23 protein-coding genes are annotated in these 24,017 nt (G+C 70.8%); 16 read left to right on the top strand and 7 right to left on the bottom strand.

Features of this window, described 5'->3' with window-relative positions:
• Window positions 1–286: 286 nt before the first annotated feature.
• Complete coding sequence (locus BLQ43_RS09720; protein WP_090020238.1) at window positions 287–2,188, top strand: type I secretion system permease/ATPase; 1,902 nt, start codon at window positions 287–289, stop codon at window positions 2,186–2,188.
• 26 nt (window positions 2,189–2,214) lie between these two features.
• Complete coding sequence (locus BLQ43_RS09715) at window positions 2,215–3,579, top strand: HlyD family type I secretion periplasmic adaptor subunit (RefSeq protein ID WP_090020236.1); 1,365 nt, start codon at window positions 2,215–2,217, stop codon at window positions 3,577–3,579.
• A 130-nt stretch (window positions 3,580–3,709) separates the two neighbouring features.
• On the opposite strand, the gene BLQ43_RS09710 is transcribed toward BLQ43_RS09715, so the two are convergent.
• From BLQ43_RS09710 to BLQ43_RS09695, 4 genes are read right to left on the bottom strand one after another with little or no spacing between them, the layout of a single operon-like run.
• Window positions 3,710–4,342: a LysE family translocator gene (locus tag BLQ43_RS09710; protein ID WP_090020234.1), complete on the bottom strand. Its 633-nt coding sequence runs from the start codon at window positions 4,340–4,342 to the stop codon at window positions 3,710–3,712.
• 30 nt (window positions 4,343–4,372) lie between these two features.
• A complete protein-coding gene (locus BLQ43_RS09705) occupies window positions 4,373–5,008 on the bottom strand; it encodes a glutathione S-transferase family protein (protein ID WP_090020279.1) in 636 nt (211 codons plus the stop codon).
• A gap of 34 nt (window positions 5,009–5,042) precedes the next feature.
• Entirely contained in the window at window positions 5,043–6,056 is a 1,014-nt protein-coding gene (locus BLQ43_RS09700; RefSeq protein WP_090020232.1) for an SIS domain-containing protein, read from the bottom strand.
• 58 nt (window positions 6,057–6,114) lie between these two features.
• Entirely contained in the window at window positions 6,115–7,041 is a 927-nt protein-coding gene (locus tag BLQ43_RS09695; protein ID WP_090020230.1) for a DMT family transporter, read from the bottom strand.
• 134 nt (window positions 7,042–7,175) lie between these two features.
• On the opposite strand from BLQ43_RS09695, the gene BLQ43_RS09690 reads away from it, so the two are divergent.
• Complete coding sequence (locus BLQ43_RS09690; protein WP_176758621.1) at window positions 7,176–8,093, top strand: LysR substrate-binding domain-containing protein; 918 nt, start codon at window positions 7,176–7,178, stop codon at window positions 8,091–8,093.
• Between the two features lie 59 nt (window positions 8,094–8,152).
• Here the strand turns inward: BLQ43_RS09690 and BLQ43_RS14410 are convergent, their stop codons facing one another.
• On the bottom strand, window positions 8,153–8,413 hold the full coding sequence (locus BLQ43_RS14410; RefSeq protein WP_143006240.1) for a YjiS-like domain-containing protein: 261 nt from the start codon (window positions 8,411–8,413) through the stop codon (window positions 8,153–8,155).
• Between the two features lie 211 nt (window positions 8,414–8,624).
• On the opposite strand from BLQ43_RS14410, the gene BLQ43_RS09680 reads away from it, so the two are divergent.
• Window positions 8,625–9,752, top strand: a complete 1,128-nt coding sequence (locus BLQ43_RS09680; protein ID WP_090020223.1) for an NAD(P)/FAD-dependent oxidoreductase — start codon at window positions 8,625–8,627, stop codon at window positions 9,750–9,752.
• 15 nt (window positions 9,753–9,767) lie between these two features.
• On the opposite strand, the gene BLQ43_RS09675 is transcribed toward BLQ43_RS09680, so the two are convergent.
• Window positions 9,768–10,778 (bottom strand): DUF3179 domain-containing protein, encoded by a 1,011-nt coding sequence (locus BLQ43_RS09675; RefSeq protein WP_090020277.1) that lies wholly within the window; start codon window positions 10,776–10,778, stop codon window positions 9,768–9,770.
• 164 nt (window positions 10,779–10,942) lie between these two features.
• On the opposite strand from BLQ43_RS09675, the gene lptE reads away from it, so the two are divergent.
• The 10 genes from lptE to BLQ43_RS09625 all read left to right on the top strand — a co-directional run bounded on the left by lptE (window position 10,943) and on the right by BLQ43_RS09625 (window position 21,159).
• Complete coding sequence (gene lptE, locus BLQ43_RS09670) at window positions 10,943–11,428, top strand: LPS assembly lipoprotein LptE (RefSeq protein ID WP_176758620.1); 486 nt, start codon at window positions 10,943–10,945, stop codon at window positions 11,426–11,428.
• Window positions 11,429–11,433: 5 nt separating this feature from the next.
• Window positions 11,434–12,117: a D-glycero-alpha-D-manno-heptose-1,7-bisphosphate 7-phosphatase gene (locus BLQ43_RS09665; protein ID WP_176758619.1), complete on the top strand. Its 684-nt coding sequence runs from the start codon at window positions 11,434–11,436 to the stop codon at window positions 12,115–12,117.
• Between the two features lie 67 nt (window positions 12,118–12,184).
• A complete protein-coding gene (locus BLQ43_RS09660; protein ID WP_176758618.1) occupies window positions 12,185–13,912 on the top strand; it encodes a putative bifunctional diguanylate cyclase/phosphodiesterase in 1,728 nt (575 codons plus the stop codon).
• A 94-nt stretch (window positions 13,913–14,006) separates the two neighbouring features.
• Window positions 14,007–15,116 (top strand): EAL domain-containing protein, encoded by a 1,110-nt coding sequence (locus BLQ43_RS09655; RefSeq protein WP_090020217.1) that lies wholly within the window; start codon window positions 14,007–14,009, stop codon window positions 15,114–15,116.
• Between the two features lie 37 nt (window positions 15,117–15,153).
• Window positions 15,154–15,978: a motility protein A gene (locus BLQ43_RS09650; RefSeq protein WP_090020215.1), complete on the top strand. Its 825-nt coding sequence runs from the start codon at window positions 15,154–15,156 to the stop codon at window positions 15,976–15,978.
• A complete protein-coding gene (locus BLQ43_RS14900) occupies window positions 15,968–16,756 on the top strand; it encodes an OmpA/MotB family protein (RefSeq protein WP_143006239.1) in 789 nt (262 codons plus the stop codon). The genes BLQ43_RS09650 and BLQ43_RS14900 overlap by 11 nt, the downstream gene beginning before the upstream one ends.
• A 141-nt stretch (window positions 16,757–16,897) precedes the next feature.
• Window positions 16,898–18,013: a polyamine ABC transporter substrate-binding protein gene (locus tag BLQ43_RS09640; protein ID WP_090020212.1), complete on the top strand. Its 1,116-nt coding sequence runs from the start codon at window positions 16,898–16,900 to the stop codon at window positions 18,011–18,013.
• A gap of 111 nt (window positions 18,014–18,124) precedes the next feature.
• The gene (locus tag BLQ43_RS09635; RefSeq protein ID WP_090020272.1) at window positions 18,125–19,327 is read left to right on the top strand and encodes an ABC transporter ATP-binding protein; all 1,203 of its coding nucleotides are present in this window, start codon (window positions 18,125–18,127) and stop codon (window positions 19,325–19,327) included.
• Window positions 19,328–19,340: 13 nt separating this feature from the next.
• A complete protein-coding gene (locus tag BLQ43_RS09630) occupies window positions 19,341–20,300 on the top strand; it encodes an ABC transporter permease subunit (protein ID WP_090020209.1) in 960 nt (319 codons plus the stop codon).
• Between the two features lie 19 nt (window positions 20,301–20,319).
• Complete coding sequence (locus BLQ43_RS09625) at window positions 20,320–21,159, top strand: ABC transporter permease subunit (protein WP_090020207.1); 840 nt, start codon at window positions 20,320–20,322, stop codon at window positions 21,157–21,159.
• Here the strand turns inward: BLQ43_RS09625 and BLQ43_RS14405 are convergent.
• Window positions 21,156–21,359, bottom strand: a complete 204-nt coding sequence (locus tag BLQ43_RS14405) for a hypothetical protein (RefSeq protein WP_143006238.1) — start codon at window positions 21,357–21,359, stop codon at window positions 21,156–21,158. The genes BLQ43_RS09625 and BLQ43_RS14405 overlap by 4 nt on opposite strands.
• A 74-nt stretch (window positions 21,360–21,433) precedes the next feature.
• On the opposite strand from BLQ43_RS14405, the gene BLQ43_RS14635 reads away from it, so the two are divergent.
• Together BLQ43_RS14635 and BLQ43_RS09620 are read left to right on the top strand one after the other, a co-directional pair.
• On the top strand, window positions 21,434–21,577 hold the full coding sequence (locus BLQ43_RS14635) for a hypothetical protein (protein ID WP_176758617.1): 144 nt from the start codon (window positions 21,434–21,436) through the stop codon (window positions 21,575–21,577).
• A 429-nt stretch (window positions 21,578–22,006) separates the two neighbouring features.
• Window positions 22,007–24,016 (top strand): AMP-binding protein, encoded by a 2,010-nt coding sequence (locus tag BLQ43_RS09620; protein ID WP_176758616.1) that lies wholly within the window; start codon window positions 22,007–22,009, stop codon window positions 24,014–24,016.
• The last annotated feature ends 1 nt before the right edge of the window (window position 24,017 follow it).

Genomic DNA, 24,017 nt, shown 5'->3' with positions numbered 1-24,017 from the left:
TTGGCCGTGAACCGCATCCCTGTTAGACAGTTACTCAATAGCCGGTCAAGCGCGCCCGCGTTCCCGTTGCTGGCCCTGTGTTCACCGGACCGGGTCGCCGACGGTTTCGCGCGCTGCGTGCAACCGTGGGGCGTTGTGGCGGTCCGCGGTTTGCTGCCGGCACCCGAAGGCGTATACACAGTCCTGTGCGCGGCTGGCGTATGGGAGATACCGGTGTGCGCCGTCGCGCCGGGGACGAGTCCGCCCCGTACGCCAACCGCATCCTGGGATTCGGCGAGCGGCGACAGTGAAACGAGCCAAGGCCAACCAACAGCAGCAGCGCTCCCGCAAGCTCGCGGGCGCTTTCCGCTCCCTGAGCGGGCCGTTCAGCGCGACCATCGTGTTCAGCTTCTTCATCAACCTGCTGATGCTGGTCGCGCCGATGTACATGCTCCAGGTCTACGACCGGGTGCTGTCCAGCCGCAACGAGACCACGCTCATCATGCTGACCATCATCGCCGGCGGCCTGCTGGTGGTGTTCGGCCTGCTGGAGCTGGTGCGCTCGCGCGTGCTGGTGCGCATCGGCTGGAAGCTGGACGAAAAGCTCAACGCCGACGTCTTCAAGGCCGTGTTCGCGCGCAGCGTGATGAAGGGTGGGGGCGGCAACTCCCAGGCGCTGCGCGATCTGGACAGCGTGCGCGAGTTCCTGACCGGCCAGGGCCTGATCGCGTTCTGCGACGCGCCGTGGGTGCCGGTCTTCCTGGCGGTGATCTACATGTTCCACCCGCTGCTCGGCTTCGCGGCCACGATCGGCGCGGTCATTATTTTCGCGCTCGCGCTGTCGAACGAGTTCGCCACGCGCAAACCGCTGGCCGAGGCGTCCAAGGAATCGGTGTCCGCGGACGGCTTCGTCACCACCAGCCTGCGCAACGCCGAGGCCGTGCAGGCGATGGGCATGATGCCCGGCATCCTGCAGCGCTGGCGCAAGAAGCACGCGGACGTTCTCTCGCGCCAATCGCTCGCCAGCGACCGGGCGGGCGCGATCCTCGCCACGTCCAAGGCGGTGCGCATGATGCTCCAGGTCGGCGTGCTCGGCACCGGCGCCTTTCTGGCGCTTCAGCGCGAGATCACGCCCGGCACGATGATCGCCGCTTCCATCCTCATGGGCCGCGCGCTCGCGCCCGTGGAGAGCGCGGTCGGGCAGTGGCGCGGTTTCATCAAGGCGCGCAGCGCCTTCAACCGCCTGAACGACGTGTTGCTCAACCAGGAGGACGACCGCGACCCCATGCCGCTGCCCGCCCCCAAGGGCGAGGTCAGCGCGGAGAACGCCGTGGTCGTGCCGCCGGGCACGCGCACGCCGGTGCTGCGCGGGGTGCGCTTCAAGATCGATCCGGGCGAGACGCTGGGCGTGATCGGCCCGTCGGGCGCCGGCAAGTCCTCGCTGGCGCGCGCGCTCATGGGCATCTGGCCCGTCGCTTCCGGCAGCATCCGGCTGGACGGCGCGGACATCCACGACTGGGACAAGACGCAGCTCGGCCCCTATCTGGGCTACCTGCCGCAGGACGTTGAGCTGTTCGAGGGCACGGTCGCCGAGAACATCGCCCGCTTCCGCGAGGTCGACCCGGACGAGGTGGTGCGCGCGGCCAAGCGGGCCGGCGCGCACGAAATGATCCTGCGCCTGCCCGACGGCTACGACACCGAGATCGGCGCCAGCGGGCAGAGCCTGTCCGGCGGGCAGCGCCAGCGCGTCGGCCTGGCGCGCGCGCTCTACAACGACGTGCGCGTGGTGCTGCTGGACGAGCCCAACGCCAACCTGGACACCGCGGGCGAGAAGGCGCTGCTCAACGCCCTGGCCGAGATCAAGAAAGAGGGCGTCAGCGTCATCATGATCACCCACCGGCCGCCGCTGCTCGGCACGGCGGACAAGGTGCTCGCCCTGGACAACGGGCAGGTCCAGGCCTTTGGTCCGCGCCAGGAAGTCCTGCAGAAGTACACGCGCCCCGCCGCGGTCAGCGGCGGCAACCGCCAGCAGCAGGTTTCCGGGGGCCAGAGCGGCCAGGCTCCCGCCGGTGAGCCCGCCCAGGCGAGCGACCAGGGCGGCGACGGTGAGCAGGGCCAGTCCGGCGGCGAGGACGGCGACGAGTCGCAGGCCGCCTCCGGCGAGCAGCGCACCGGCAAGGCCACCACCGTGACGCCGTTTTCCCGGTGATCCCCGTTTTCGAGGTAGCCTGAACCATGTCCTCCGAGGAACAGCCCAACGTCGTTCAGCTCCCCAGCGCCGGCGACAGCCAGGAGCGCGACGACCGCCCCTATCAGCCGAGCGGGCCGAACAAGGCCGTCCTCATCGGCATCGCCATCATCATGGTGGCGTTCGCGGGCTTCGGCACCTGGGCGGCGATGGCACCGCTGGACAGCGCCTCCGTGGCGCCGGGGACGGTCGTGGTGGAAAGCAACCGCAAGACGGTCCAGCACCTGGACGGCGGCGTCATCAAGAACATCCTCGTCCAGAACGGCGACGCCGTGAAGCGCGGCGAGGTGCTTGTCCAGCTCGACGGCACCGAGGCCAAGGCCCAGGTGGAATCCGTGCGTGCCAAGCTGGACTCGGCGCTGGCCCGCCGGGCGCGCCTGCTCGCGGAACGCGACGGCAAGGCGTCGATCGACTTTCCCGAGGAGCTGACGCGCCGCCGCGATCAGCCCCAGGTCCGCGCGATCATGGCGGGTGAGCGCAGCAGCTTCGCCGAGCGCCAGCGCACGCGCGAGGGGCAGGTCGCGATCCAGAAGCAGAAGATCCAGCGGCTGGAACAGGAAATCGGCGGCGTGCGGGCGCAGCTGGCCAGCAAGCGGCGCCAGACCGATATCCTCACCAACGAACTCAAGAGCCTGCGCAAGCTGCACGAGCAGGGGCTCTTCCCGAAAACGCGTGTGCTCCAGCGCGAGCGTCAGCTCGCCCAGCTTGAAGGGGACATCGGCGCCGACCAGGCCTCGATCGCGCGCGCCCAGGCGCAGATCAGCAAGGCCGAGTTGCAGATCGAACAGGTGCGCCAGGAGTTTCAGGAAAAGGTCGTCAGCGAGCTGCGCAAGGTCGAGGACCGCGTCACCGAGTTGCGCAAGCAGCTGGTCATGGCGAACGAAAAGTTGGCCCGGACCACGATCAGCGCGCCCCAGGCCGGCGTGGTGCAGAACATGAAGATCCACACCGAGGACAGTGCGGTGGTGCGGCCCGGCCAGAAGATCATGCAGATCATCCCGACGGACGACGAGCTGATCGTCGAGGCGGAGGTCAAGCCGCGCGACATCGACCAGGTCAAGGAAGGCCAGAAGGCCGAGGTCCGCCTGAGCGCCTTCGACATGCGCACCACCCCGGTTCTTTTCGGCAAGGTGAAGACGGTTTCCGCCGACCGCATCGTGCGGGAGGAAAACAACAAGTCCTTCTACAAGGCGCGCGTGAAGATCGGGTCGGAGGAGCTGGAAAAGCTCGGCGGCAAGAAGCTTCAGGCCGGGATGCCCGCCCAGGTCTTTATCAAGACCGGCGAGCGGACGATGCTTGAATATCTCATCAACCCGCTCACCGAGGCGATGTCCACCGCCTTCAAGAGCTGACCCCGACGGGGCTGACAGGCACTGGCATGGCGCCCCATGCCGGGGAGACACGCGGCCGGGCGGCGTGATGCCGTCCGGCCGTTTTATGTTTGGCGGCGCCGATCCGCGCCCGGCCCACGGTTCGGGGTCGCTACCGCTCGACCAGCACGAGCCGGACGGCGAGCCCCGCCAGGACGGTGCCGGACAGCCGCGTCATCCAGGTGGCGAAGCGCTGGCTGGTGCGCAGCCGCGCGGCGCCGGCGCCCACCAGCGCCGCCACGGCCGCGTTCACGGCGAAGCCGCCCAGGTTGAAGATCGTGCCCAGCACCAGGATTTGCGCCGCCGGGTAGGCGGCGTCCGGGGCGATGAACTGCGGCAGGAACGCCAGCACGAACAGCGCCACCTTGGGATTCAGCACGTTGACCACCACGGCCTGCCCGAACACGCGGCGCAGCCGCGCGTCTGCCATGGCGGGGCCGCCCGTGTCCGGTTTCGACAGCAGCATGCGCGCGGCCAGGTAGAACAGATACGCCGCGCCGGCCCACTTCACGGCGATGAAAGCCTCGGGCGAGGCGCGCAGCAGCGCCGACAGCCCCGCGGCGGCGGCCACGGTGTGCAGCCCGACGCCGGCGAGGATGCCCGCGGCCGAGGCGAAGCCGGCGGCGCGCCCCTGCGCGGCCGTGCGCGCGATGGTGTAGGTCATGTCCGCGCCCGGCGTCAGGTTGAGCGCCAGCGCGGCGACGAGGAAGGGAGCCAGCAGCTCCCAAGCGGGCAGCAGCGGCATGGTGGGTGCGTCGGGTCGCTCGGCTGGTGATCACGGATCGTCGATGACCCAGGGTTCCTCGGCGGCGGCCGCGACCCAGTCGCGCATGGGCGGATGCGCCATCACGGCATCCACATAGGCGCGCGCGGTCGCCGGCAGCGCCACCTCGTAGGTGACGAAGCGCGAGGCCACGGGCGCATACGCGGCGTCGGCCAGGGTGAAGGGCCCGAAGAGGAAGGGCCCGCCCGCGCCGAAGCGGGCGCGGCAATCGTCCCAGATCGCGACGATGCGGTCGATGTCCGCCCGCACGGCCGCGTCCGGCGTCTTGGGCGCGCGCGTGCGCACGTCCATGGGCATCTCGCGGCGCAGGGCGGCGAAACCGCTGTGCATTTCCGCCGCCACAGCGCGCGCGACCGCGCGGGCCTCGGGGTCGGCGGGCCACAGCCCGGCGGCCGGCGCCTGCTCGGCCAGGTATTCCCCGATGGCGAGGCTGTCCCAGACCGTCAGCCCGCCGTCCAGCAGCACGGGCACCTTGCCGGCCGGCGAATACGCGCGGATCGCCGCCGCCGTGTCCGCGCGGTCCAGCGGGATGACGACCTCGTCGAAGGGCAGGCCGGTCTGCACCAGCGCCAGCCACGCCCGCAGCGACCACGAGGAATAATTCTTGTTCCCGATCACCAGCCGCATCGCCGTCTCCCGCGCCGTGGCGTGCATGGACGGCCTACAGCCTGACGCGCTTCATCGCCGAGGCCCAGGGCTCTTCGTCGGTGCGGATCGTGTCCGGGTTGGTGCCCCGAAGGCGCGCCAGTTCGGCGACGAGGCGTTGCAGCGGCACGATGGACAGCATGGGCTGCACCATCGCGGGGGCTTCCGGGAACCAGAGGTCGGCCTCCGGTTCGCTGGCACAGGTGACGACCGGCAGCCCCAGGTCGCGGCCGAGCTGCTGAAGCTGGCCGATGCGCCCACCGTCGTCACCCGCGGGCGCGATCGTCACCATGGCCGCCGGCTCCTGGTACACCGCGGCCGGGCCGTGCAGCGCCGCTTCCACGGACATGCCCTCGGCCCACAGGTAGGCGCCTTCCTTGATCTTGAGCGCCGCTTCGCCGGCCGTCACGGCGTCCAGGCCGAAGCCCGCCATCACGAGCGGCGATCGCGCCGCCAGCTGCTCGGCGGCCGCGACGGGCGCGGGGGCGTCCACCGCCTGCTGGAGATGCTCGGGCACGGCGGCGAGCGCCGCCGTCAGCGGCCGCGCCGCCGCCTCGCCCAGCAGCCCGGCGACCAGCCGCCCCAGCGCCGCCAGCGCCGTCAGGTAGGAGACGGTGTGGGTGGCCGCGCGCTCGCCCGCGCAAGTGCGCAGCACGGTGTCCGCGTCGGGTTCGTGCGGGCCGTCGCCCGTGACCGCGACCGTGCGCGCGCCCACGTCGCGCGCCCGCTGGAGCACCGCGTTGGGGAAGCGCTTGCTGCCGCGGTGGCTGACCACGACCACCTGATCGTCGGCGCGCAGCGGCGCCTGCCCGGCCAGCTCGTGCGCTTCGACCGCGTGCGGGCGGATGGCGCCGTCGGTGAGCGCGGCCGTCCACCGCGCGGCGATGCGGCAGGCGTGCAGCGAGGTGCCGATGCCGGTGAAGACGACCGGCCGCGCGGGGTCGAGGGCGGGGGCGGCGATGCTGCCGAGCGCGTCCCGCACGGCGGCGGGCTGGGATGCGATCTGCTCGTCGTAGGTGAAGGTGGGCATGGGGTCCGTCCGGGGTCGATCGGCGCGGATGCGCCACGCGGGTGGGGTTTGGGGGAGCTTACGCCTTGCGCCGGCGCGCGGCGACGGTGTCGCGGCGCTGCGGCGTCCCCGTCTTCGACATCTCGTACGTCAGCCAGAAGCCCGAGCCGAGCAGCAGCGCCCCGCCCAGCACCACGCTGCTCGCCGGCACCTCGCCGAAGACGAGGTAGCCCAGGATCGCCGCCACGATGGGCGAGACGATGATGTCCACCAGCGAATAGACGTTCGCGTTGATGCGCCGCAGCACGATGCTGATGCACAGGTAGGCCACGCCCGTGGAGATCACGCCCAGGCAGGCAGCCCACAGCATCACCGGCAGGTCCACCGGGAGCGCGTCGTAGGCGAGCAGGCGCGTGACGTCCCCTGGCCCGAAGATCGCCAGCGCGGGGGAGAGGAAGATCGCCGCCGCCGTCATGAACCAGAGGATGTCGTTGCTGGTTTCCGTTTTGCCCTCCGAGCGCAGGTAGACGACCATCGCGGCGTAAACCGCGCCGTCGGCGAGCGCGACGAGGTTGCCCACCATGTGCCCGCCTTCCAGCGGCTTGGCCACGTAGATCCCGGCCAGCGCCAGTAGGAAGATGAGGATGTGCACGCGCCGGGGCCGCTCGCCCAGGAAGAGCGCCGAGAAGATGAAGACGAAGAAGGGCGCCACGCTCCAGAAAACGACGACGTTGGCGATCGGGGCCCTGGTCATGGCGAAGTTGAAGACGCTGATCTGCGCCGCGATCAGCGCCCCGACGATGACGGTGTCGCGCAGGTTGTTCCAGGGAAAGCGCACGGGAAGGCCGGTCGCCGGCGGCAGGCCGACCCGCAGGAAGAGCGCCGCGAACGCCAGCGCGTAGAAGTTCAGCGTCTGGATCGGGATCGCGCCCGCCGTCAGCTTGACGAAGACGCCGATGGTCGCCTCGGCGAGCGTGACCAGCGCAAGCAGGATGACGATCTTCACGCGGCCTCCAGGGGGAGCTGATGGGCATGCGCATGGGCAGCGCGGGCCGCTATACCAGCCTCGCCGGGGTGATCCGAGCCTGCGGTTGCCGTGTCCGCTCGACGCGGGTGCGTGAACGGCGGTATTTTCCCGCCATGCCCGAGCCCGCGAGCCCGCTTCCGCCCTTCGCCGGTCTGCGCGCCTTCCACGCCGCCGCGCGGCGCGGCAAGCTGAAGGATGCGGCCGAGGATCTGGGCGTCACCGAATCCGCGGTCAGCCACCAGGTGCGCCGCCTGGAGGACTTCCTGGGCGTGGCGCTGTTCGACCGCAGCGGCCCGCGCCTGGACCTCACCGACGCCGGCCGGCGCTACTTCGACGCCGTGGATCCGGCGGTGGCACGCATCCGCGAGGCCACGGCCGACCTGCTGGGCCCGCCCGACCGGGCGCAGGTCGCGCTGACCGTGCCGCCCTCCCTGGCGAGCCTGTGGCTCATCCCGAACATGACCTCGTTCGAGGAGCACTGCCCGGGCATCGACCTCAAGTTCGTCACCACCGCGCGGCTGTGCGACCTGCGCCGCGACCAGATCGACCTGGCCATCCGGCACGGGCAGGGCGGCTGGCCGGGCCTCGACAGCGCCTTCCTCTTCGAGCAGCAGAGCTTTCCCGTGTGCAGCCCCGGCTATCTCGACGCCGACGCGGCAAGCGCCCCCGAGGCGGCGCTCGCCCGCGCGCGCCTGATCGTCAGCGATCTGCACCCGGAGGAGTGGACGGAGTGGACGCGCGCCCAAGGGCTGACGCCGCCGTCCACGCACGGGGCGATGGTGCTCAACGGCCCCGGGCAGGTGCTGGAGGGCGCCGAGCACGGCCTGGGCATCGCCATGGGCCGGCGCCCGCTGGTGGACGAGCACCTGGCCAAGGGCGCCCTGGTGACCCCCTTCGGCACCGGCCACACCACGCAAGCCGGCTACTACCTGTGCACGCCCGCGGACGTCACCCCGACGGCGGCGGCGCGCCGCGTCATGCGCTGGATCCGGCAGCTCGCCGCCGACCGGGAACCGGCGCCGGGCGGCTGACGGCTGCCGGATGCACGTCGCGCCCGCCCGGGTTGCGCGAGCGTGGGGCGGCGTCCGGTTCAATCGTGCGGGGGCAGCGCGTCGTGCAGGTCCCCGCCCGTGTCCTCGACGCGCCGGGCCACCGAGCGGATGTCCTGGCGGCGCACGCCAATGTCGGTCAGGCTGCGGTCGTCCATGCGCTCCAGGGCGCGCACCGTGCGGGCGATGCGCCGGCGCCGCGCCCCGGCATCGAGGACGGCCGCGACCCGGGCCGCGAGGCGGATGCCGAAGCCGGTGGAAGCGTTGGGGCGGGTGGCGGTCGGCAGATGATGGGCGGTCATGGCGTTTCCTCCAGCTGAGCTTGGGAACCCGAAGGTCCTGGATCGAGTGTCCCGCTCAGCCGGAGTGCGCACCAGCGACAAGGGTGCAAGCCGGCTTGAGCCGCGTTCAGGCTGCGCGAAGCCGCGGCCGGGCGATCGCGTAAGAATGCGTGGCCGCCGGCCCCACCGAGCTGGCAGCGTGCGCCCCGCACCGGGTTGAGGGAGGCGACGAATGGCGGACCGCGAGGCGGACATCCTGATCGTGGGCGGCGGCATCGCCGGCGCCTCGCTCGCGGCCACCCTGGCGGCGGATCGCGGCGACGGGGGCGGGATCGTCGTGCTGGAAGGCGAGCGCCAGCCGGGCTACCACGCCACCGGCCGCTCGGCGGCCATGTACATCGTCGACTACGGCCCGCCCGTCATCCGCGCGCTGACACAGGCCAGCGGCGCCTTCTTCCGCGATCCGCCGGCCGGCTTCAGCGACAAGCCGCTGCTGACGCCGCGCGGGCTGCTCTCCTTCGCCGTGCCGGGCGAGGATGCGGCCTTCGAGCAGGAGTTGGCCCAGAGCCTCACGCTCAGCGAGATCTCCGTGGACGAGGCGCTGGCGCGTTGCCCCGTGCTGAAGCGCGAGGTGGTGGGCCGTGCGGCCGCCGCCGATGCCGCCGAGGAGATCGACGTCGCGGCGCTGCACCAGGGCTACTTGGCCCAGTTCAAGAAGCTGGGCGGTGAGGCCGTGACCGGCGCGGAGATCGAGACGATCGAGCGCGCGGGCGGCACGTGGCGGGTGCGCACGGACGCCGCCACGTGGACTGCGGCGACGCTGGTGAACGCGGCCGGCGCCTGGGTGGATGCGATCGCGCGCATGGCCGGCGTGCGGCAGCTCGGCTTCACGCCCAAGCAGCGCTCGGCGATCCTGGCGGACACCACGCCGGAGATGGACAGCGCCGGCTGGCCCATGGTGCTCGACATCTCGGGCACCTTCTACTTCAAGCCGGAGTCCGGCCACCTGCTCGTATCCCCGGCGGACGCCACGCCCACCGATCCGGGCGACGTGCGCCCCGACGAGCTGGACGTCGCCGTCGCCGCCGACCGCCTGGAGCGCCACACCGCGCTCAGCGTGCGCCGCATCGCGCAGAGCTGGGCGGGCCAGCGCACCTTCGCGCCCGACCACACCCCCGTGATCGGCGCCGACCCGCGCGAGCCGGGCTTTTTCTGGCTGGCGGGACAGGGCGGCTACGGCATCCAGACCGCCCCCGCCGTGTCGCGCATTTCCGCCGACCTGCTGGCCGGGCGCGAGGTATCCATGCCCGACATCCCGCTGGCCGATCTGCGGCCGGACCGCTTCGACGCGGGCGCCTGACGCGCCCGCGCCGGGTCAGCCGGCGTCCTCGAGGACATGGATCGTGCCCTCGGGATGGAAGGCGTGGAAGGCGAAGCCGAAGGTCACGTGCACGGGCACGTCTTTCATGGTGCCGTCATCCTGGCGCCGCTGCGCCACCACGCTGCCCACCTCGCGGCCCTTGGATACCTCGCGCGCGTCCAGGGCGGAGCGCTGCCCCGGCTCCCACGAGATCACGAGGTCGCCGCGTTCGATCGTGCCCTTCTCGCGCAGCAGCTCGAAGCTCCACGCCTGATCGCCGACCGCGGCCACGCGCGCCATGGCCGGAACCTTCTCCGGCAGCTCGCCGTCGTAGAGGAAGGGCTTCTTGGAACTGTCGTAGCCGGCGTAGGGGTTGCGGCCGTAGGGGCGCGCGTGCGGGTTCGTGGGCACGAGCACGCGGCCGTCCGGGTGCTGCTCGCGGAAGTCCTGCCAGGCCATGAGGCGCGCCGGCAGCATCTCCAGCTTCTTGCCGCTGTGCTCGCCCACGATGCCGCGCCCGGTGAACTGCTGCCACCAGGTGCCGGTCTGGCGGTCGTACATGACCAGATCGGAATAGCGCAGCTTGCCCGTGGTGCCGAAGGTCAGGCGCTGGCCCTCGAAGGTCGCCTCGAAGGCGATGGCGGTGTTGCACAGCGGGCAGTAGGTGACGGCCACGGGCTTACCGCCGATGCGGTCGTTGACGATCTCGTGGTACGTCATGATCCGCAGCGGATAGGCGCGCGCGTCGCCGTCGACGCTCAGCCCGATCACCGGTTCCTTGGGCGCCAGCCAGTCGGCGCGTTTGTCGACGGGCTCGAAGGTCGGCTCGTCGATCGAGGGGATGCCGTCCTTGGGCACGCCGCCGGAGATGATGGTGTCGTAGGCCACCGCGTGCTTGTCGAAGTTCGTCTCCGGGAAGGCGTCCGCCCACGAACCGGGAACGTCCGCCGCCGACGCCGTGGCCGCGACCGCCAGCCACGCCGCGCAGCCGGCCGCGAGGCCGAGCCAGGATCCACCGCGCGTCATCATGCCGCCAAGGATGCGCCCGATCGCTGGCGCGCGCCAATCACGCGGCGTTCAAGCCTGCGTGTGCGCCCGCGCCTCGTTCAGGGGCGCGCCCCGCCCCGATGCTTGACGCGGGCACGGGCGCCGCTGTCTCTTCACCGGGCGCTCGACAGCGGGAGGACGGCATGCGCATCGCGGCGCTGGTGATCTGCACGCTCGTGGCCGCGGGGTGCGGCTTCCGCCCCGCGAACGCGCCGCAGCCCTCGGGGGACGGCGCGGGCGCGCCGGCGTCGGTGCGCGTCCAGCCCATCCCGGAGCGGGTGGGGCAGTTGCTCCGCGCCGAGCTGGTGAACCGCCTGCACGCCGGGGCCGAGCCGCGCGACCCCGCCTTCCTGCTCGACGTCAGCGTGGACGAGCGCATCACCCAGACCGGCTTCCGCCGCGACGAAAGCGAGACGCGGCGCAACATCCGCCTGACGGCGAGCTACGTGCTGCGCCGCGCGGACACGCGGGAGACCGTGCTGAAGGGCGACACCGAGGTCACGACCAGCACCAACGTGCTCGACCAGCCCTACGCCACGCGCGTCATGCGCCGGGACGCGCGCGCTCGCGGCGCCCGCGGCATCGCCGAGCGCATCGCCCGCGACGTCACCAGCAAGCTCGGGAGCTGACAGGCGTGACGGCGGCATCGGCGTGGCCGCTGACGCCGGGCGGCGAGTGGGTGGAGGTCAAGCCGGGCGCCGACGGCGGCGGGCGCGCCGCGCTCTTCCTCGACCGCGACGGCGTCATCGTGGAGGAGGTCATCTACCTGCACCGGCCCGAGGAGGTGGCCCTGATCCCGGGCGCGGCGGACACGGTCGCCGCCGCGAACGCCGCCGGCGTGCCCGTCGTCATCGTCACCAACCAGCCGGGCGTGGGGCGCGGCTACTACGGCTGGGCCGACTTCGCCACCACCCAGGCCTGCATCGAGGCGGAGCTGTGGGCGCACGGCCGGGCGCGCGTGGACGCCGTGATCGCCTGTCCCTACACGCCCGGCGGCGACGGCCCCTACGTCCACCCCGACCATCCCTGCCGCAAGCCCAACCCCGGCATGCTGCTCGCGGCACGCGATCGGCTCGGCGTGGCGCTGGCCGGGTCGTGGATCGTCGGCGACCGCGGCCTGGATATATCCGCGGGCCGGCGCGCGGGCCTGGCGGGCGGGGTGCACGTCGCCACGGGCTTCGGCCAGGGCGACGACGAGCGCCGCGCGGCCCTGGCGGAAGCGGGCACGGGCTACACTGTGCGCACGGTTTCCTCAATCGCGGATGCGCTCGGCGCCGTTCCGCTGCTTGCCGGGGCCAGCGGCGGGCGGTTCGGGTGATCTCCAGACTTCTTTAACCCGTGTTTGTTGGCCTGGGGCTGCTTTCGACAGCGATACAGGTCCCACCATGAGCGAGCTTCCCATCCAGCGCGGCGGGACCGCGGCGCAAAAGTTGCTATCGCGCGTCGTGCAGCAGACCCCGTCGGCCGTCATCATCACCGACCGCGAAGGCCGCATCGTCTACGTCAACGCGGCGTTCGAGGAGATCACGGGCTACACGGCCGGCGAGGCCGTGGGGCGCACGCCCGGCATGCTCAAGTCCGGGGAAACGCCGCTGCACGTCTACCGCGACATGTGGTGGACCGTCTCGGCCGGCCACGTGTGGCACGGGGAGCTGGTCAACCGGACCAAGCACGGCGAGCGGCTGGATGTGCGCGCGCACATCATGCCCATCACCGACGGCGACGGGCAGGCGACCTACTACGCCGCCGTGGAAGAGGATATCACGCGCGAAAAGACGCAGCGCGAGCGCATCCATACGCTCGCCTACCGCGACCACCTCACGGATCTCGCGAACACGGCGCTGCTCAAAAAGCGCATCGCGCAGAGCATCGAAGCCTCCGCGCTGGACGGCACGCACAGCGCGGTGGTGTGCGTGGACCTGACGGACTTCAAGGAAATCAACGACGCGCTGGGCCACGACACAGGCGACCAGATTCTTCAACAGACCGCGCGCACGCTGCGGGAGATGGTCGGCGCGAACGACACCGTGGCCCGGCTCGGCGGGCACGAGTTCGTTATCCTGCTGAGCGCGATTCATCGCCAGGCCGTGGCCACGAGCCTCGCCGAGCGCATCCTCGCCCGCTTCGACGAGGCGTTCGTCATCGGCGGGCGCCGCTTGGTGCTCTCCGCGAACCTCGGCCTCGCGTTCTATCCGCGGGACGCCGACACGGCCGGCGACCTCCTGACCTGCGGCGAGATCGCGCTCAACTGGTCGCGGCGGGCGGCCGGCAACGGCTACCGCTGCTTCACCGCCGGCATGAACGCCGCCCTGGTGCGCCGCATCAACATTGAGGCCGCCCTGCACGAGGCCGTGGCGAACGCCGAATTCCGGGTATGTTACCAGCCCATCGTCCGGCTCAGCGACAACCGCCCGGCCGGCGGCGAAGCCCTGGTGCGCTGGGACAGTGCCAGCCTGGGACGGGTGCGGCCGGACGAGTTCATCGAGGCGGCGGAGAACAACGGCACAATCGTCGACATCGGCCGCACGGTGCTTCAGCGCGCCACGGCGGCGTGCGCGCGCTGGCGCGCCGAGATCGACCCGGCGTTGCGCATCTCGGTCAACGTCTCGCCGCAGCAGTTCCTGGTGCCCGACTTCGTGGCGACGGTCACGCGCGCGCTGGCGGCCGCGGGCCTGCCCGCCTCGGCGCTGGAGATCGAGGTGACCGAAACCGTGCTGCTGCACGAAAGCGCGACCGTGAACCAGACGCTGACCAAGTTGAGCAACCTGGGCGTGCGGCTGGCGCTGGACGACTTCGGAACGGGCTACGCCTGCCTCAGCTACCTCTACGACCACCCCTTCCACACGCTGAAGATCGACAAGACCTTCGTGCAGGACAGCATGACCAACGCCACGGCGCGCAAGCTGGTGCAGGCCTCATTGCGCATGGCGCAGGAGCTGGGCCTGGACGTGGTCGCGGAGGGTGTGGAAACCGAAGAGCAGCGCGCCTTCCTGCGCGACCTCGGCTGCGATTACGGGCAGGGGTTTCTCTTCGCGCGGCCGCTGCCCGCGACGGATTTCCCCGGCGACGCCGGCGCGGGCGCCGTCGCGGCCGTCGACACCGACACCGGGTGAGGCCGTGCCAGTCCGGGGCGTTAACCTCGCGACAAGGGCGAGTCCGCCATCCTCCCGCCAGCCCGACCCCTCCACGGACACACCGGACCCCCCGATGACGAGCGATGCGGCGAGGCTCCTGGACTGGGCGCGCGAGGCGGTGAGCACCGCGACCCCGCGCTGGGTCGAGGTGCTGGACCTCTCGCAGCTGCCCCATGCCGACGAGACGGGCTTCCAGCGCGCGCTGGTGGACATCCTGCGCGAGCACGTCGCCGGGACGATGGAGGAGTCGTTCCGGCTGCCCGGCCACCGCCTGGTCGTCGTCAGCTCGCCGGGGGCGGGCCAGCGGCTGGACGCCACGGTGAGCGCGCTGGGCGAGCGGCTGGCCGAGGCGCATCTGGGCGCGATCACCGCCCAGCACTACCGCCTGCCGCAGGACAGCCGCGCCTTCCTGGCCTTCTGCCGCGAGGCGGCGGACGCCGACCACACCGCCGCGCCCGGCAGCGAAACCGACACGGCCGGGCGCCGGCTGGCGCGGCTGGCCGAGGCCACGCGCATGCTCTCGCGCGCGGACATCAGCCCCTTCCTGCACGAAAGCCCCATCGTGGCCGTGCGGGAAGCGACCGCGCGCGTCCACGCCCACGAACTGGTCCCCAACCTCGCGGAGATCGAGCGCACGATCGACGTTCCCATCACCGACGATCCGTGGCTCACCCGTCACCTGGAGCCCATTCTGGACGGGCGCATCCTGATGCACGTGCTGCGCGAGCCGCACGGCGGGGTGCGCCGGCTCAACCTCGACCTGACGCCGGAGACGGTGGAGAGCAGCGCCTATCAGCGCTTCCGCGCGGCGACCGAGATGCGCGAGGCGGAGTCCATCACCTTCGAGATTCCGTATCGCACCGTAATCGAGCGGCCGGAAGCGGCGCGCACCGCCCTCGACACCGTGCACCACGACCGCTTCCGCCTAGCCCTCGACCGCGTGCCGCCGGACGCCGCGCAGACGGCGCTCGAATCCGCGGGCCTGTGCGACATGCTCAAGGTCGACGTGCGCGGCGAGCGCATGCTGGACGACACCGTGCAGCAGCAGGTCACCGAGGCCGTGCGGGCCGCCGGCAAGCTCGCCGTGGTCGCGGACGGCGTCAGCACCGAGGCCGAGCTGGCCGCGGCGCGCGCATGCGGCGTGCCCTACGTCCAGGGCGGCGCGGCGCGCCAGGTGAGCTGACCTTGTCTTCCGACGCCACGGACGCGGAGCCGGCGCGATGCGGCTGATGACCCTCCTCGGCATGGCGCTGGGCCTGGCACTGCTGGTCGGGGCCGTGCTGGCGACGGCGGACGAGCCCGGGCTCTTCCTCAACGGCCCCGGAGCGGTCGTGGTGCTCGGCGGCACCTTCGCCGCGACGCTGATGAGCTATTCGATCGCCGAGATCGCCCAGGCCTTCAAGGCGTTCACGGTCACGCTGCGCACCGAGGAACGCTACAAGCGCCGCGACCTGGACGAGATCGTCAAGGTGGCGCGCAGCTGGCATCAGGGCGACGTGCACGGGGCCGACCGCATCGTCCAGCAGATCGATTCCCCCTTCCTGCGCACGGGGCTGCAGATGGTGCTGGACACCATGCCGCTCGACGAGATCCTGAGTGTGCTGGACTGGCGCATCGCCCGGCTGAAGGCGCGCGAAACCGCCGAGGCGGACGTCTTCGAGGCCATGGCGGGCTACGCTCCGGCCTTCGGCATGGTGGGCACGCTGCTGGGGGTGGTGAACCTGCTCAACGAGCTGGAAGGCGCGGCGGTCAGCAACATCGCCGTGCATCTGGCCGTGGCGCTGGTGACGACCTTCTACGGCATCGTGCTCGCCAACGCCGTCTTCCGGCCCATGGCCGTGAAGCTGCGCCGGCGCACCCAGGACCGCGTGCAGCTCCTCCAACTGGTCAAGGAAGCGATCATCCTGGTCAGCGAGGACCACGGGCCGGGGCAGATCCGCTACGCGCTGCAATCCTACCTGGACGTGGGCGGCGGCGACGACGCGGCGGCCGGTGGCGGCAGCCGCGCGGCAGGCCACGGCGGGGCGCCCGGCCATGCCGGATGAGCCGGAGCAGCAGCAGCCTCGCCCGACTGGGCGCCGGCGCGAGCCCTTTCAGCGCGGGGCCGACGACGGGACGCCGGACCCGCCCTCGGCGGCGGCCGGGGGCTCGTGGCTCATGCCCTTCACCGACATCGTCACGCTGCTGCTGATCTTCTTCGTCATCTTCACCACCATCCTCGATCCGCCCGAGGACACCACCGGGACGGGGCAGGGGTTGCTCTCGGGCGGCCGGATCGCCGCGCCCGACGATGGCAGCGGCAGCGAGCGTGCGGCCGCGCGCGTCTGGGACCAGCGCGTCGACCGCCTGACCCGTCGCGCGCGCGGCTATCTGACCGACCGGGGGTTGAGCGGGCGCGTCGAGCTTCGGCGCACCGAGGCCGGGGTGCGCCTGCGCGTCGCCGACCGCCTGCTGTTTCCCAGCGGCGAGGCCGGGCTGCGCGGTGACGGCCGCGCGCTGCTCGACCGCCTGGCGCCGCTGTTGAAAGATCTGCACGGACGCATCCGGGTGGAGGGGCATACTGACGACGTGCCGATCGAAACCGCCCGGTATCCCTCCAACTGGGAGCTGTCGGCGGCGCGCGCGATTGCTGTGGTGAAGGCGTTGAAGCGCGCCGGCGTGGCGGGCGACCGCCTCGCCGCCGTGGGCTACGGCCCGGAACGGCCCATCGGGGACAACGCCACCGCGGCGGGGCGGGCGCGCAACCGCCGCGTGGCCATCTTCCTGACACCGCCGGTTCCCGGCCGGAAGGCGCCGGTCTGGCCGCCGTCGCTGACACAGTGACGGCGCGGCCCAAACAACGGTTCGCCGTGTGCGATTGACAATGTCACCCCCGCGCGCCCTAGATAATCGGCCGGTTTCACCACGGCCGCCGCGGTGCCGGCCGCGTGCGGACAAGACGGCGCAGGGAGTTCACGCAGGACGATGAGCAACGCGATCCGGAACGCGGCGCTGGGGGCCATCGCGTCCCTGGCCGGCCTGTCGCTGACGGCGGCGCCGGCGGCGCAGGCTGCCGAGGACACGCTGAACATCTATAACTGGTCGGACTACATCCACGAAGACACCGTGCCGATGTTCGAGGAGGAGTTCGGCATCGACGTCAACTACGACGTCTACTCCTCCAACGAGGCGCTGGAAGGCAAGCTCATGGCCGGGGGATCGGGCTACGACGTCGTCGTGCCGTCCGGCAGCTTCTTCCGCCGCCAGATCGAAGCAGGCATCTACCAGAAGCTGGACAAGAGCAAGCTGGACAACTGGGAGCACCTGGACCAGCAGATCCTGGAGCGCGTGGAGAACTTCGACCCGGACAATCAGTACGGTGTGCCGTACATGTGGGGCACCACCGGGATCGGCTACAATCCCGAGATGGTGGACAAGCACATCGACGGCGAAGCACCCACGAATTCCTGGGAGCTGCTGTTCAATCCCAAGTACACGAAGCAACTCCAAGACTGCGGCATCGCCATGCTCGACGCGCCGACCGAGGTGCTGGAGCACGTGCGCAACTACCTGGGCCTGGGTCAGAACTCCAGCGACCCCGAGGACCTGGAGAAGGCGGTGGCGCAGCTGGAGAAGGTGCGCCCGCACGTGAAGTACTTCCACAGCTCGCAGTACATCAACGACCTCGCCAACGGCGACATCTGCGTCGCCATGGGCTGGTCGGGCGACGTCTACATCGCCCGCGACCGCGCGGCGGCCTCGGAAAAGGACATCACGATCGACTACACGATCCCCGAGGAAGGGACGTTGATCTGGTTCGACATCATGGCGATCCCGAAGGATGCGCCGCACCCGGACGCCGCGCACAAGTGGCTGAACTTCAACATGCGCCCCAAGATCGCGGCGCAGAACGTGAACTACGTCTGGTACCCGACGGCGAACGCGGACGCGCTCGAGTACATCAAGCCGACGATCAAAAACAATCCGTCCATCTATCCGCCGAAGGACGTCAAGGCGAACCTCTACGTGGACGAGAAGCGTCCGCCCGAGTTCGCCCGCAAGGAGACGCGGGCCTGGCAGAAGGTGAAGACCGGCTTTTGACACGGCGGCGCCAATGCGCCGCCCCGCGACGCGACGGGACTTGAACCGGACACCCGCCGGGGCGTATCGCCCCGGCGGGTTTGTCCGTTCGCGGCGAAGGAGATGTCGTTCATGCCCGAGGCGCCCCCGCGCCCGCGCGGCGAAACGCCCCGACCGCGTCCCGCCCCCGCGCGCCACGGCGCGGTCCTCGAACCCTGGGAGGACCCGAACGCCGAGCCCTATGTGCGCATAGAGGGCGTGACCAAGCGGTTCGGCACCTTCGCGGCCGTGGACGGCGTGGACCTGAACATCTACCGCAGCGAGCTGTTCGCGCTGCTGGGCGCGTCGGGCTGCGGCAAGACCACGCTGCTGCGCATGCTGGCGGGCTTCGAGCAGCCCAGCGAGGGGCGCATCCTGCTCGACGGCCAGGACATGACGGCGCTGCCGCCGCACGCGCGGCCCGTGAACATGATGTTCCAGAGCTACGCGCTCTTCCCGCACATGACGGTGGCGCAGAACGTGGCCTACGGCCTGAAGCAGGACGGCGTGCCGCGCGCGGAGATCCGCAAGCGCGTGGACAGCATGCTGGAACTGGTCCAGCTGGGCGCCTGGGCCAAGCGCAAGCCCCACCAGCTCTCCGGCGGGCAGCGGCAGCGCGTCGCGCTCGCCCGCGCGCTGGTCAAGCGCCCCAAGCTGCTGCTGCTCGACGAGCCGCTCGCCGCGCTGGACAAGAAGCTGCGCGAGCAAACGCAGTTCGAGCTGATGAACATTCAGGACGAGGTCGGCGTCACCTTCGTCGTCGTCACCCACGACCAGGAAGAGGCCATGACGCTGTCCACGCGCATGGCCGTGATGGACCAGGGCCGCGTCATGCAGGTGGGCACGCCCACCAGCATCTACGAGTTCCCCGCCAACCGCTTCACCGCCGACTTCATCGGCTCGATCAACATGGTGCGCGCGCGGGTGCTGCGCGTGGAGGGCGACACCGCCATCCTGGAAAGCCCGGAACTGGCGTGCGAGCTGGCGGTGGCCCACCACGGCACGCCGCTGACGGCCGGACAGGAGGCCTGGGTCGCCGTGCGCCCCGAGAAGATCGCGGCCGAGCGCGACGACACCGGCGGCCCCACGGCGCCGGGGCGCAACACCCTGCGCGGGCAGGTGCGCGACGTGGGCTACCTGGGCGATTCCTCGGTCTACCGCGTGGACGTGGGCGGCGAGCGGCTGATCGAGGTCACCCACCCCAACGTCCTGCGCTCGCTTGAGCGCGAGATCGACTGGGACGATCCCGTCCTCCTGTCCTGGTCGCCGCAAGCCGCGCTGGTGCTGACGGCGTGAGGGGGCCGACGGCATGACGGCGCTGACGCCCGGACGAACCGACGCTCCGGCTCGGATCGCGCAGCGCCTGGCGCCGCTGCGCCGCCGGCTGCCGTCCGGGCGCACCCTGGCGATCGCCGCGCCCTATCTGTGGCTGCTGCTGTTCTTCCTGGTGCCCTTCGTCGTGGTGCTGAAGATCAGCTTCTCGAAGATGGTGATCGCCCAGCCGCCCTACACCGACTTCTTCGTCTGGGGCGAGGGGCTGCTGCCCGAGATCCAAGCGTACCTGACCAATTACGCGTGGCTGTTCCAGGATCCGCTGTACTGGATCGCCTACCTTAGCTCGGTGAAGATCGCGCTGCTGTCCACGGCCGGGTGCCTGATCATCGGCTACCCCATGGCCTACGGCATCGCGCGCGCCCGCCCGACGGCGCGCACCCTGCTGCTGCTGATGGTGGTGCTGCCGTTCTGGACGTCGTTTCTGCTGCGCGTCTACGCCTGGATCGGCATCCTGAAGAACAAGGGGCTGCTCAACGCGGCGCTGCTGGCGACGGGCATCATCGACCAGCCGCTGAGCATCCTGCACTCGAACACGGCCGTCTACATCGGCATCGTCTACAGCTACCTGCCGTTCATGATCCTGCCGCTCTACGCCACGCTGGAGAAGCTCAACCGCGAGCTTCTGGAGGCTGCGACGGACCTGGGCGCGCGTCCGTGGAAGGCCTTTGTCACCGTGACGCTGCCGCTCTCCCTGCCCGGCATCCTGGCGGGCTCGCTGCTGGTCTTCATCCCGGCGGTGGGCGAGTTCGTCATCCCGGCGCTGCTGGGCGGGCCGGAGACGCTGATGATCGGCCACGTGCTCTGGGACGAGTTCTTCTCCAACCGCGACTGGCCGGTGGCCTCGGCGGTGGCGATCGTGCTCATCGTGGTGCTGGTGGTGCCGATCGTGCTTTTCCAGCGCCAGCAGCTGCGCGTCTCGGAAGCGGTGTCGTGACAGGGGACGCGGTAACCTGATGCGCAAGCGCTCGCCCCTGCTGATCACCTGGCTGGCGTTCGGCTTCGCCTTCCTCTACGGGCCGATCGTCTTCCTCATCGTGTACTCCTTCAACGCCTCCGACCTGGTGACGGTGTGGACCGGCTTCTCCACCAAGTGGTATGCGCGCCTGCTCCAGGACGACCAGATCCTGTCGGCGGCCTACACCAGCCTTCAGGTGGCGGTGATCACCGCCTGCATCGCGGTGGTGCTGGGCACGCTGGCGGGGATGGCGCTGGCGCGCTACGGCCGCTTCAAGGGGCGCACGCTGTTCACCGCCCTCATCACGGGGCCGCTGGTGATGCCGGACATTGTCATCGGGCTGTCCATGTTGCTGCTCTTCGTCAGCGCGGCGCAAGCCATCGGCATTCCGGCAAGCCGCGGCGTGAACACGATTGTGATTGCCCACGCCACCTTCTGCCTGGCCTATGTGGCGGTGGTGGTGCAGTCGCGTCTGTCGAGCATGGACCGCTCGGTGGAGGAGGCGGCGCAGGACCTGGGCGCGCCGCCGGGCAAGGTCTTTGTCACGGTGACGCTGCCCATCATCGCGCCGGCGCTGATCGCGGGGTGGCTGCTGTCGTTCACGCTGTCGCTGGACGATCTGGTGATCGCCTCGTTCGTCTCGGGGCCGGGCGCCTCGACCCTGCCGATCGTGGTGTTCTCCAAGGTGCGCATGGGCGTGAGCCCCATGATCAACGCGCTGGCGACGATCATCGTCGCCCTCGTGACCATCGCGGTGATGATCACGGGCATTCTGATGGCGCGCCAGGAGCGCCGGCGCAACGCCGAGGTCCAGCGGGCGCTGCGGGGTGGCGGTTAACCCTCGGGGCCGTCGCCGCGGCCGGAGACGAGCTGATACAGCCGGAAGACGAAGCGGATGTAGGCTTCGCCGGCTGCGTTGAACCCCTCGGCCAGGTGATCGCGCACGACCGGCACGGTCGCGACGGTCCAGCCCGCCGCCACCACGAGCGCGGCGAGGATCAGCAGCACGAGAGCGGCGCGAAGGAGGCGATGTGTCATTGCACTGTCATAGCACTGAGAGCCGGAAGCAGGCAGGGTGTGGGCCGCGCAACGGGGAGAGGTGGTAAGCCATGATGGACCGCCTGAAAATGCTGGACTGGGCCGAACAGGGCATCTCCAGCCTTCTGTACCTCCTGGTCTATCTCGTCTTCATCGCGCTGGGCGGCATCGTCACCCTGGTTTTCGGCGGCTTCCTGTACAGCCTGTTGATCGGCTGAACCGGAGGTTTCCGCCGCTTCGGCAGGTGGGCGACGGGTCCAACTGCACGGGCGTTCACGCACTCGCGATTGGACGCACCCCGCCCCGCTTCCGATATTCTCACCCGTCCGCCGCACGGTCGTCCACCGCGGCGGTCGGCCATCGTGTGTACGCATATCGAGGGAGATCGGCCCTTTAAGGTTTTGCGAAACTCTGTTACGCGAAGGGCATCGTGCCACCAGGGGGGTCGGCAGGCCGGTGTCTTGGGCGTATGCTTCCGCGCCCGACGCGGTCGGCCCGGTGGTGGGCGCAACGCCGCTTCGTGTGCAGATGCGCCGGAAACGGGCCAGGCTGCATCGGCGGCACGGTCTGTGGGCATAAAACGACAGGGCCAGGCCCGTATGCACCACGACAGGGCGGAGCACGAACCGAACATTCGCGATTCAATCATGCGGGCACAGCGGGAGGCGCAGGTGGACGCACCCGGCGATTCGGCGCGGCGCGGCCGCGGCCCGACGCCCAACACCGATCCGGACGTGCCGTTCCGGCGTGCGGACTTCGACAGCCTGACCGCCGCGCTGGACTACGCGGCGACGGGGCGGTCGGGGCTGAACTTCTACAGTTCGCGCGGCCAGCTCGAGGAGACCCTGACCTACGCCCGGCTGCGCGAGGATGCGATCGCGCTCGGGCGTCGGCTGATGGCCCTGGGCCTGGAACGCGGGGATCGCGTGGGCGTGGTGGCCGACATGCACCCCGACTTCGTCCGGGGCTTCTTCGCCTGCCAGTACGCCGGGCTCGTCGCGGTCCCGCTGCCCGTGCCCACGGCGCTGGGCGGGCGCGAGGGCTACGAGGCGCAGCTTCAGCGCGTCCTCCAGAACTGCCGCGCCAAGGTGGCGCTGACGCGCGAGGGCCTGCTGGAGCCCGTCCACAACGCCGCCGCGCCGCTCGGGCTGGCGCGGGTGATGACGGTGTCCGACCTGGGCGAGCAGGCGCCCGCGGACGGCCCGCTGAGCCCGTTGGCCGGGGACGAGATCAGCCACGTTCAGTATTCCTCGGGCAGCACGCGCTACCCGCTCGGCATCCGCATCGGCCAGCGCGCGTTGATGAGCAACGCGGCCTCGGTCGCGCGCGACGGCCTGCAGATGAGCGAGGTGGAGCGCGCCGCCTCCTGGCTCCCGTTCTACCACGACATGGGGCTGATCGGCTTCCTGCTGATCCCGCTGACCTGCCAGATTTCCGTGGACTACATGCACACGGACGGCTTCGCCCGCCGGCCGTTGCAGTGGCTGCAGCTGATTTCGGACAACCGCTGCACGCTCGCCTTCAGCCCCACCTTCGGCTACGAGTTGTGCGTGCGCCGCGCCGCCAAGAAGGCGGACCTGGACCTGGACCTGTCGTGCTGGCGCGTCGCGGGCATCGGCGGCGAGATGGTGCGCCCCGAGCCACTGGACGAGTTCGCCCGCACCTTCGCCCGCCACGGCTTCCGCCCGGAGGCCTTCGTGCCGAGCTACGGCCTGGCCGAGGCCACGCTGGCGGTCAGCTTCGCGCCGCTGAACACGGGCGTCAGCGTCGACCTCGTGGACAAGGAGGCGCTGGTCGCCAAGAACGTTGCCTGGCCCGTGCGCACCAACGGCAAGGCGCACGAGGGCGAGGCGCAGGGCACCGTCGACGCGCATGCGACCAAGATCAACGGCAACGGCCATGCCGCCAAGGCTGGCGTGAACGGCCAGGGCGCGAACGGTCACGGGGCGAACGGCCACGCCGGCGCGACGGCGCAGAGCGCACAGGGCCACACCGACGACCACGGCGGCCGGCTGTTCGCGATGTGCGGCGTGCCCATGCAGGGCTTCGAGGTCGCCATCCGTGACGACGAGGGCGCGGACCTGGCGGAGCGGCACATCGGCCGCGTCCTCATCAAGGGCCCGAGCCTCATGGACGGCTACGACCACAACCCCGAGGCCACGTCCCGGGCGATGGAGGACGGCTGGCTCGACACCGGCGACATGGGCTACATGGTCGACGGCAAGCTGGTGATCACCGGCCGCCGCAAGGACCTCATCATCGTCAACGGCCGCAACATCTGGCCGCAGGACCTGGAGTGGCACGCCGAGGCCGCGCTGGATGAGCTGCGCAGCCGCGATTCCGCCGCCTTCGCCGTCACCGACGACGGCGGCCGCGAGGTCGCCGTGCTGCTGGTCCAGTGCCGCACCCAGGAGCAGGCGGCCGTGGAGCGCATGCGCACGCGCGTGCACGCCGAGGTGTTCCGCAACACCGGCATCGATTGCCGCGTGGTGATGGTGCCGCCGCGCAGCCTGCCGTTCACGACCTCCGGCAAGCTGTCGCGCGCGAAGGCCCGGCAGGGCTATCTGGAGGGGCGGATCGCTGACGTGATGGCGGACATGGCGGCGCCGCACGTGGCCGCGTCGGCGGCGGACCGGCCGCGCACGGCCACGGAGTAAG

Origin of the sequence: Limimonas halophila, from assembly GCF_900100655.1 — a bacterium.
GTDB classification, from domain to species: Bacteria; Pseudomonadota; Alphaproteobacteria; order Kiloniellales; family Rhodovibrionaceae; genus Limimonas; species Limimonas halophila.
Note: the sequence above shows the minus strand (reverse complement) of the source record. Positions and strands in the feature narration are given on the sequence as shown.

Excerpts from the sequence above, each read along its gene's own strand:
- BLQ43_RS09715 (WP_090020236.1), top strand. The coding sequence starts at position 2,215 with ATGTCCTCCGAGGAACAGCCCAACGTCGTTCAGCTCCCCAGCGCCGGC.
- BLQ43_RS09710 (WP_090020234.1), bottom strand. The coding sequence starts at position 4,342 with ATGCCGCTGCTGCCCGCTTGGGAGCTGCTGGCTCCCTTCCTCGTCGCC.
- BLQ43_RS09705 (WP_090020279.1), bottom strand. The coding sequence starts at position 5,008 with ATGCGGCTGGTGATCGGGAACAAGAATTATTCCTCGTGGTCGCTGCGG.
- BLQ43_RS09700 (WP_090020232.1), bottom strand. The coding sequence starts at position 6,056 with ATGCCCACCTTCACCTACGACGAGCAGATCGCATCCCAGCCCGCCGCC.
- BLQ43_RS09690 (WP_176758621.1), top strand. The coding sequence starts at position 7,176 with ATGCCCGAGCCCGCGAGCCCGCTTCCGCCCTTCGCCGGTCTGCGCGCC.
- BLQ43_RS14410 (WP_143006240.1), bottom strand. The coding sequence starts at position 8,413 with ATGACCGCCCATCATCTGCCGACCGCCACCCGCCCCAACGCTTCCACC.
- BLQ43_RS09680 (WP_090020223.1), top strand. The coding sequence starts at position 8,625 with ATGGCGGACCGCGAGGCGGACATCCTGATCGTGGGCGGCGGCATCGCC.
- BLQ43_RS09675 (WP_090020277.1), bottom strand. The coding sequence starts at position 10,778 with ATGACGCGCGGTGGATCCTGGCTCGGCCTCGCGGCCGGCTGCGCGGCG.
- lptE (WP_176758620.1), top strand. The coding sequence starts at position 10,943 with ATGCGCATCGCGGCGCTGGTGATCTGCACGCTCGTGGCCGCGGGGTGC.
- BLQ43_RS09660 (WP_176758618.1), top strand. The coding sequence starts at position 12,185 with ATGAGCGAGCTTCCCATCCAGCGCGGCGGGACCGCGGCGCAAAAGTTG.
- BLQ43_RS09655 (WP_090020217.1), top strand. The coding sequence starts at position 14,007 with ATGACGAGCGATGCGGCGAGGCTCCTGGACTGGGCGCGCGAGGCGGTG.
- BLQ43_RS09650 (WP_090020215.1), top strand. The coding sequence starts at position 15,154 with ATGCGGCTGATGACCCTCCTCGGCATGGCGCTGGGCCTGGCACTGCTG.
- BLQ43_RS14900 (WP_143006239.1), top strand. The coding sequence starts at position 15,968 with ATGCCGGATGAGCCGGAGCAGCAGCAGCCTCGCCCGACTGGGCGCCGG.
- BLQ43_RS09640 (WP_090020212.1), top strand. The coding sequence starts at position 16,898 with ATGAGCAACGCGATCCGGAACGCGGCGCTGGGGGCCATCGCGTCCCTG.
- BLQ43_RS09635 (WP_090020272.1), top strand. The coding sequence starts at position 18,125 with ATGCCCGAGGCGCCCCCGCGCCCGCGCGGCGAAACGCCCCGACCGCGT.
- BLQ43_RS09630 (WP_090020209.1), top strand. The coding sequence starts at position 19,341 with ATGACGGCGCTGACGCCCGGACGAACCGACGCTCCGGCTCGGATCGCG.
- BLQ43_RS09625 (WP_090020207.1), top strand. The coding sequence starts at position 20,320 with ATGCGCAAGCGCTCGCCCCTGCTGATCACCTGGCTGGCGTTCGGCTTC.
- BLQ43_RS14405 (WP_143006238.1), bottom strand. The coding sequence starts at position 21,359 with ATGACACATCGCCTCCTTCGCGCCGCTCTCGTGCTGCTGATCCTCGCC.
- BLQ43_RS14635 (WP_176758617.1), top strand. The coding sequence starts at position 21,434 with ATGGACCGCCTGAAAATGCTGGACTGGGCCGAACAGGGCATCTCCAGC.
- BLQ43_RS09620 (WP_176758616.1), top strand. The coding sequence starts at position 22,007 with ATGCGGGCACAGCGGGAGGCGCAGGTGGACGCACCCGGCGATTCGGCG.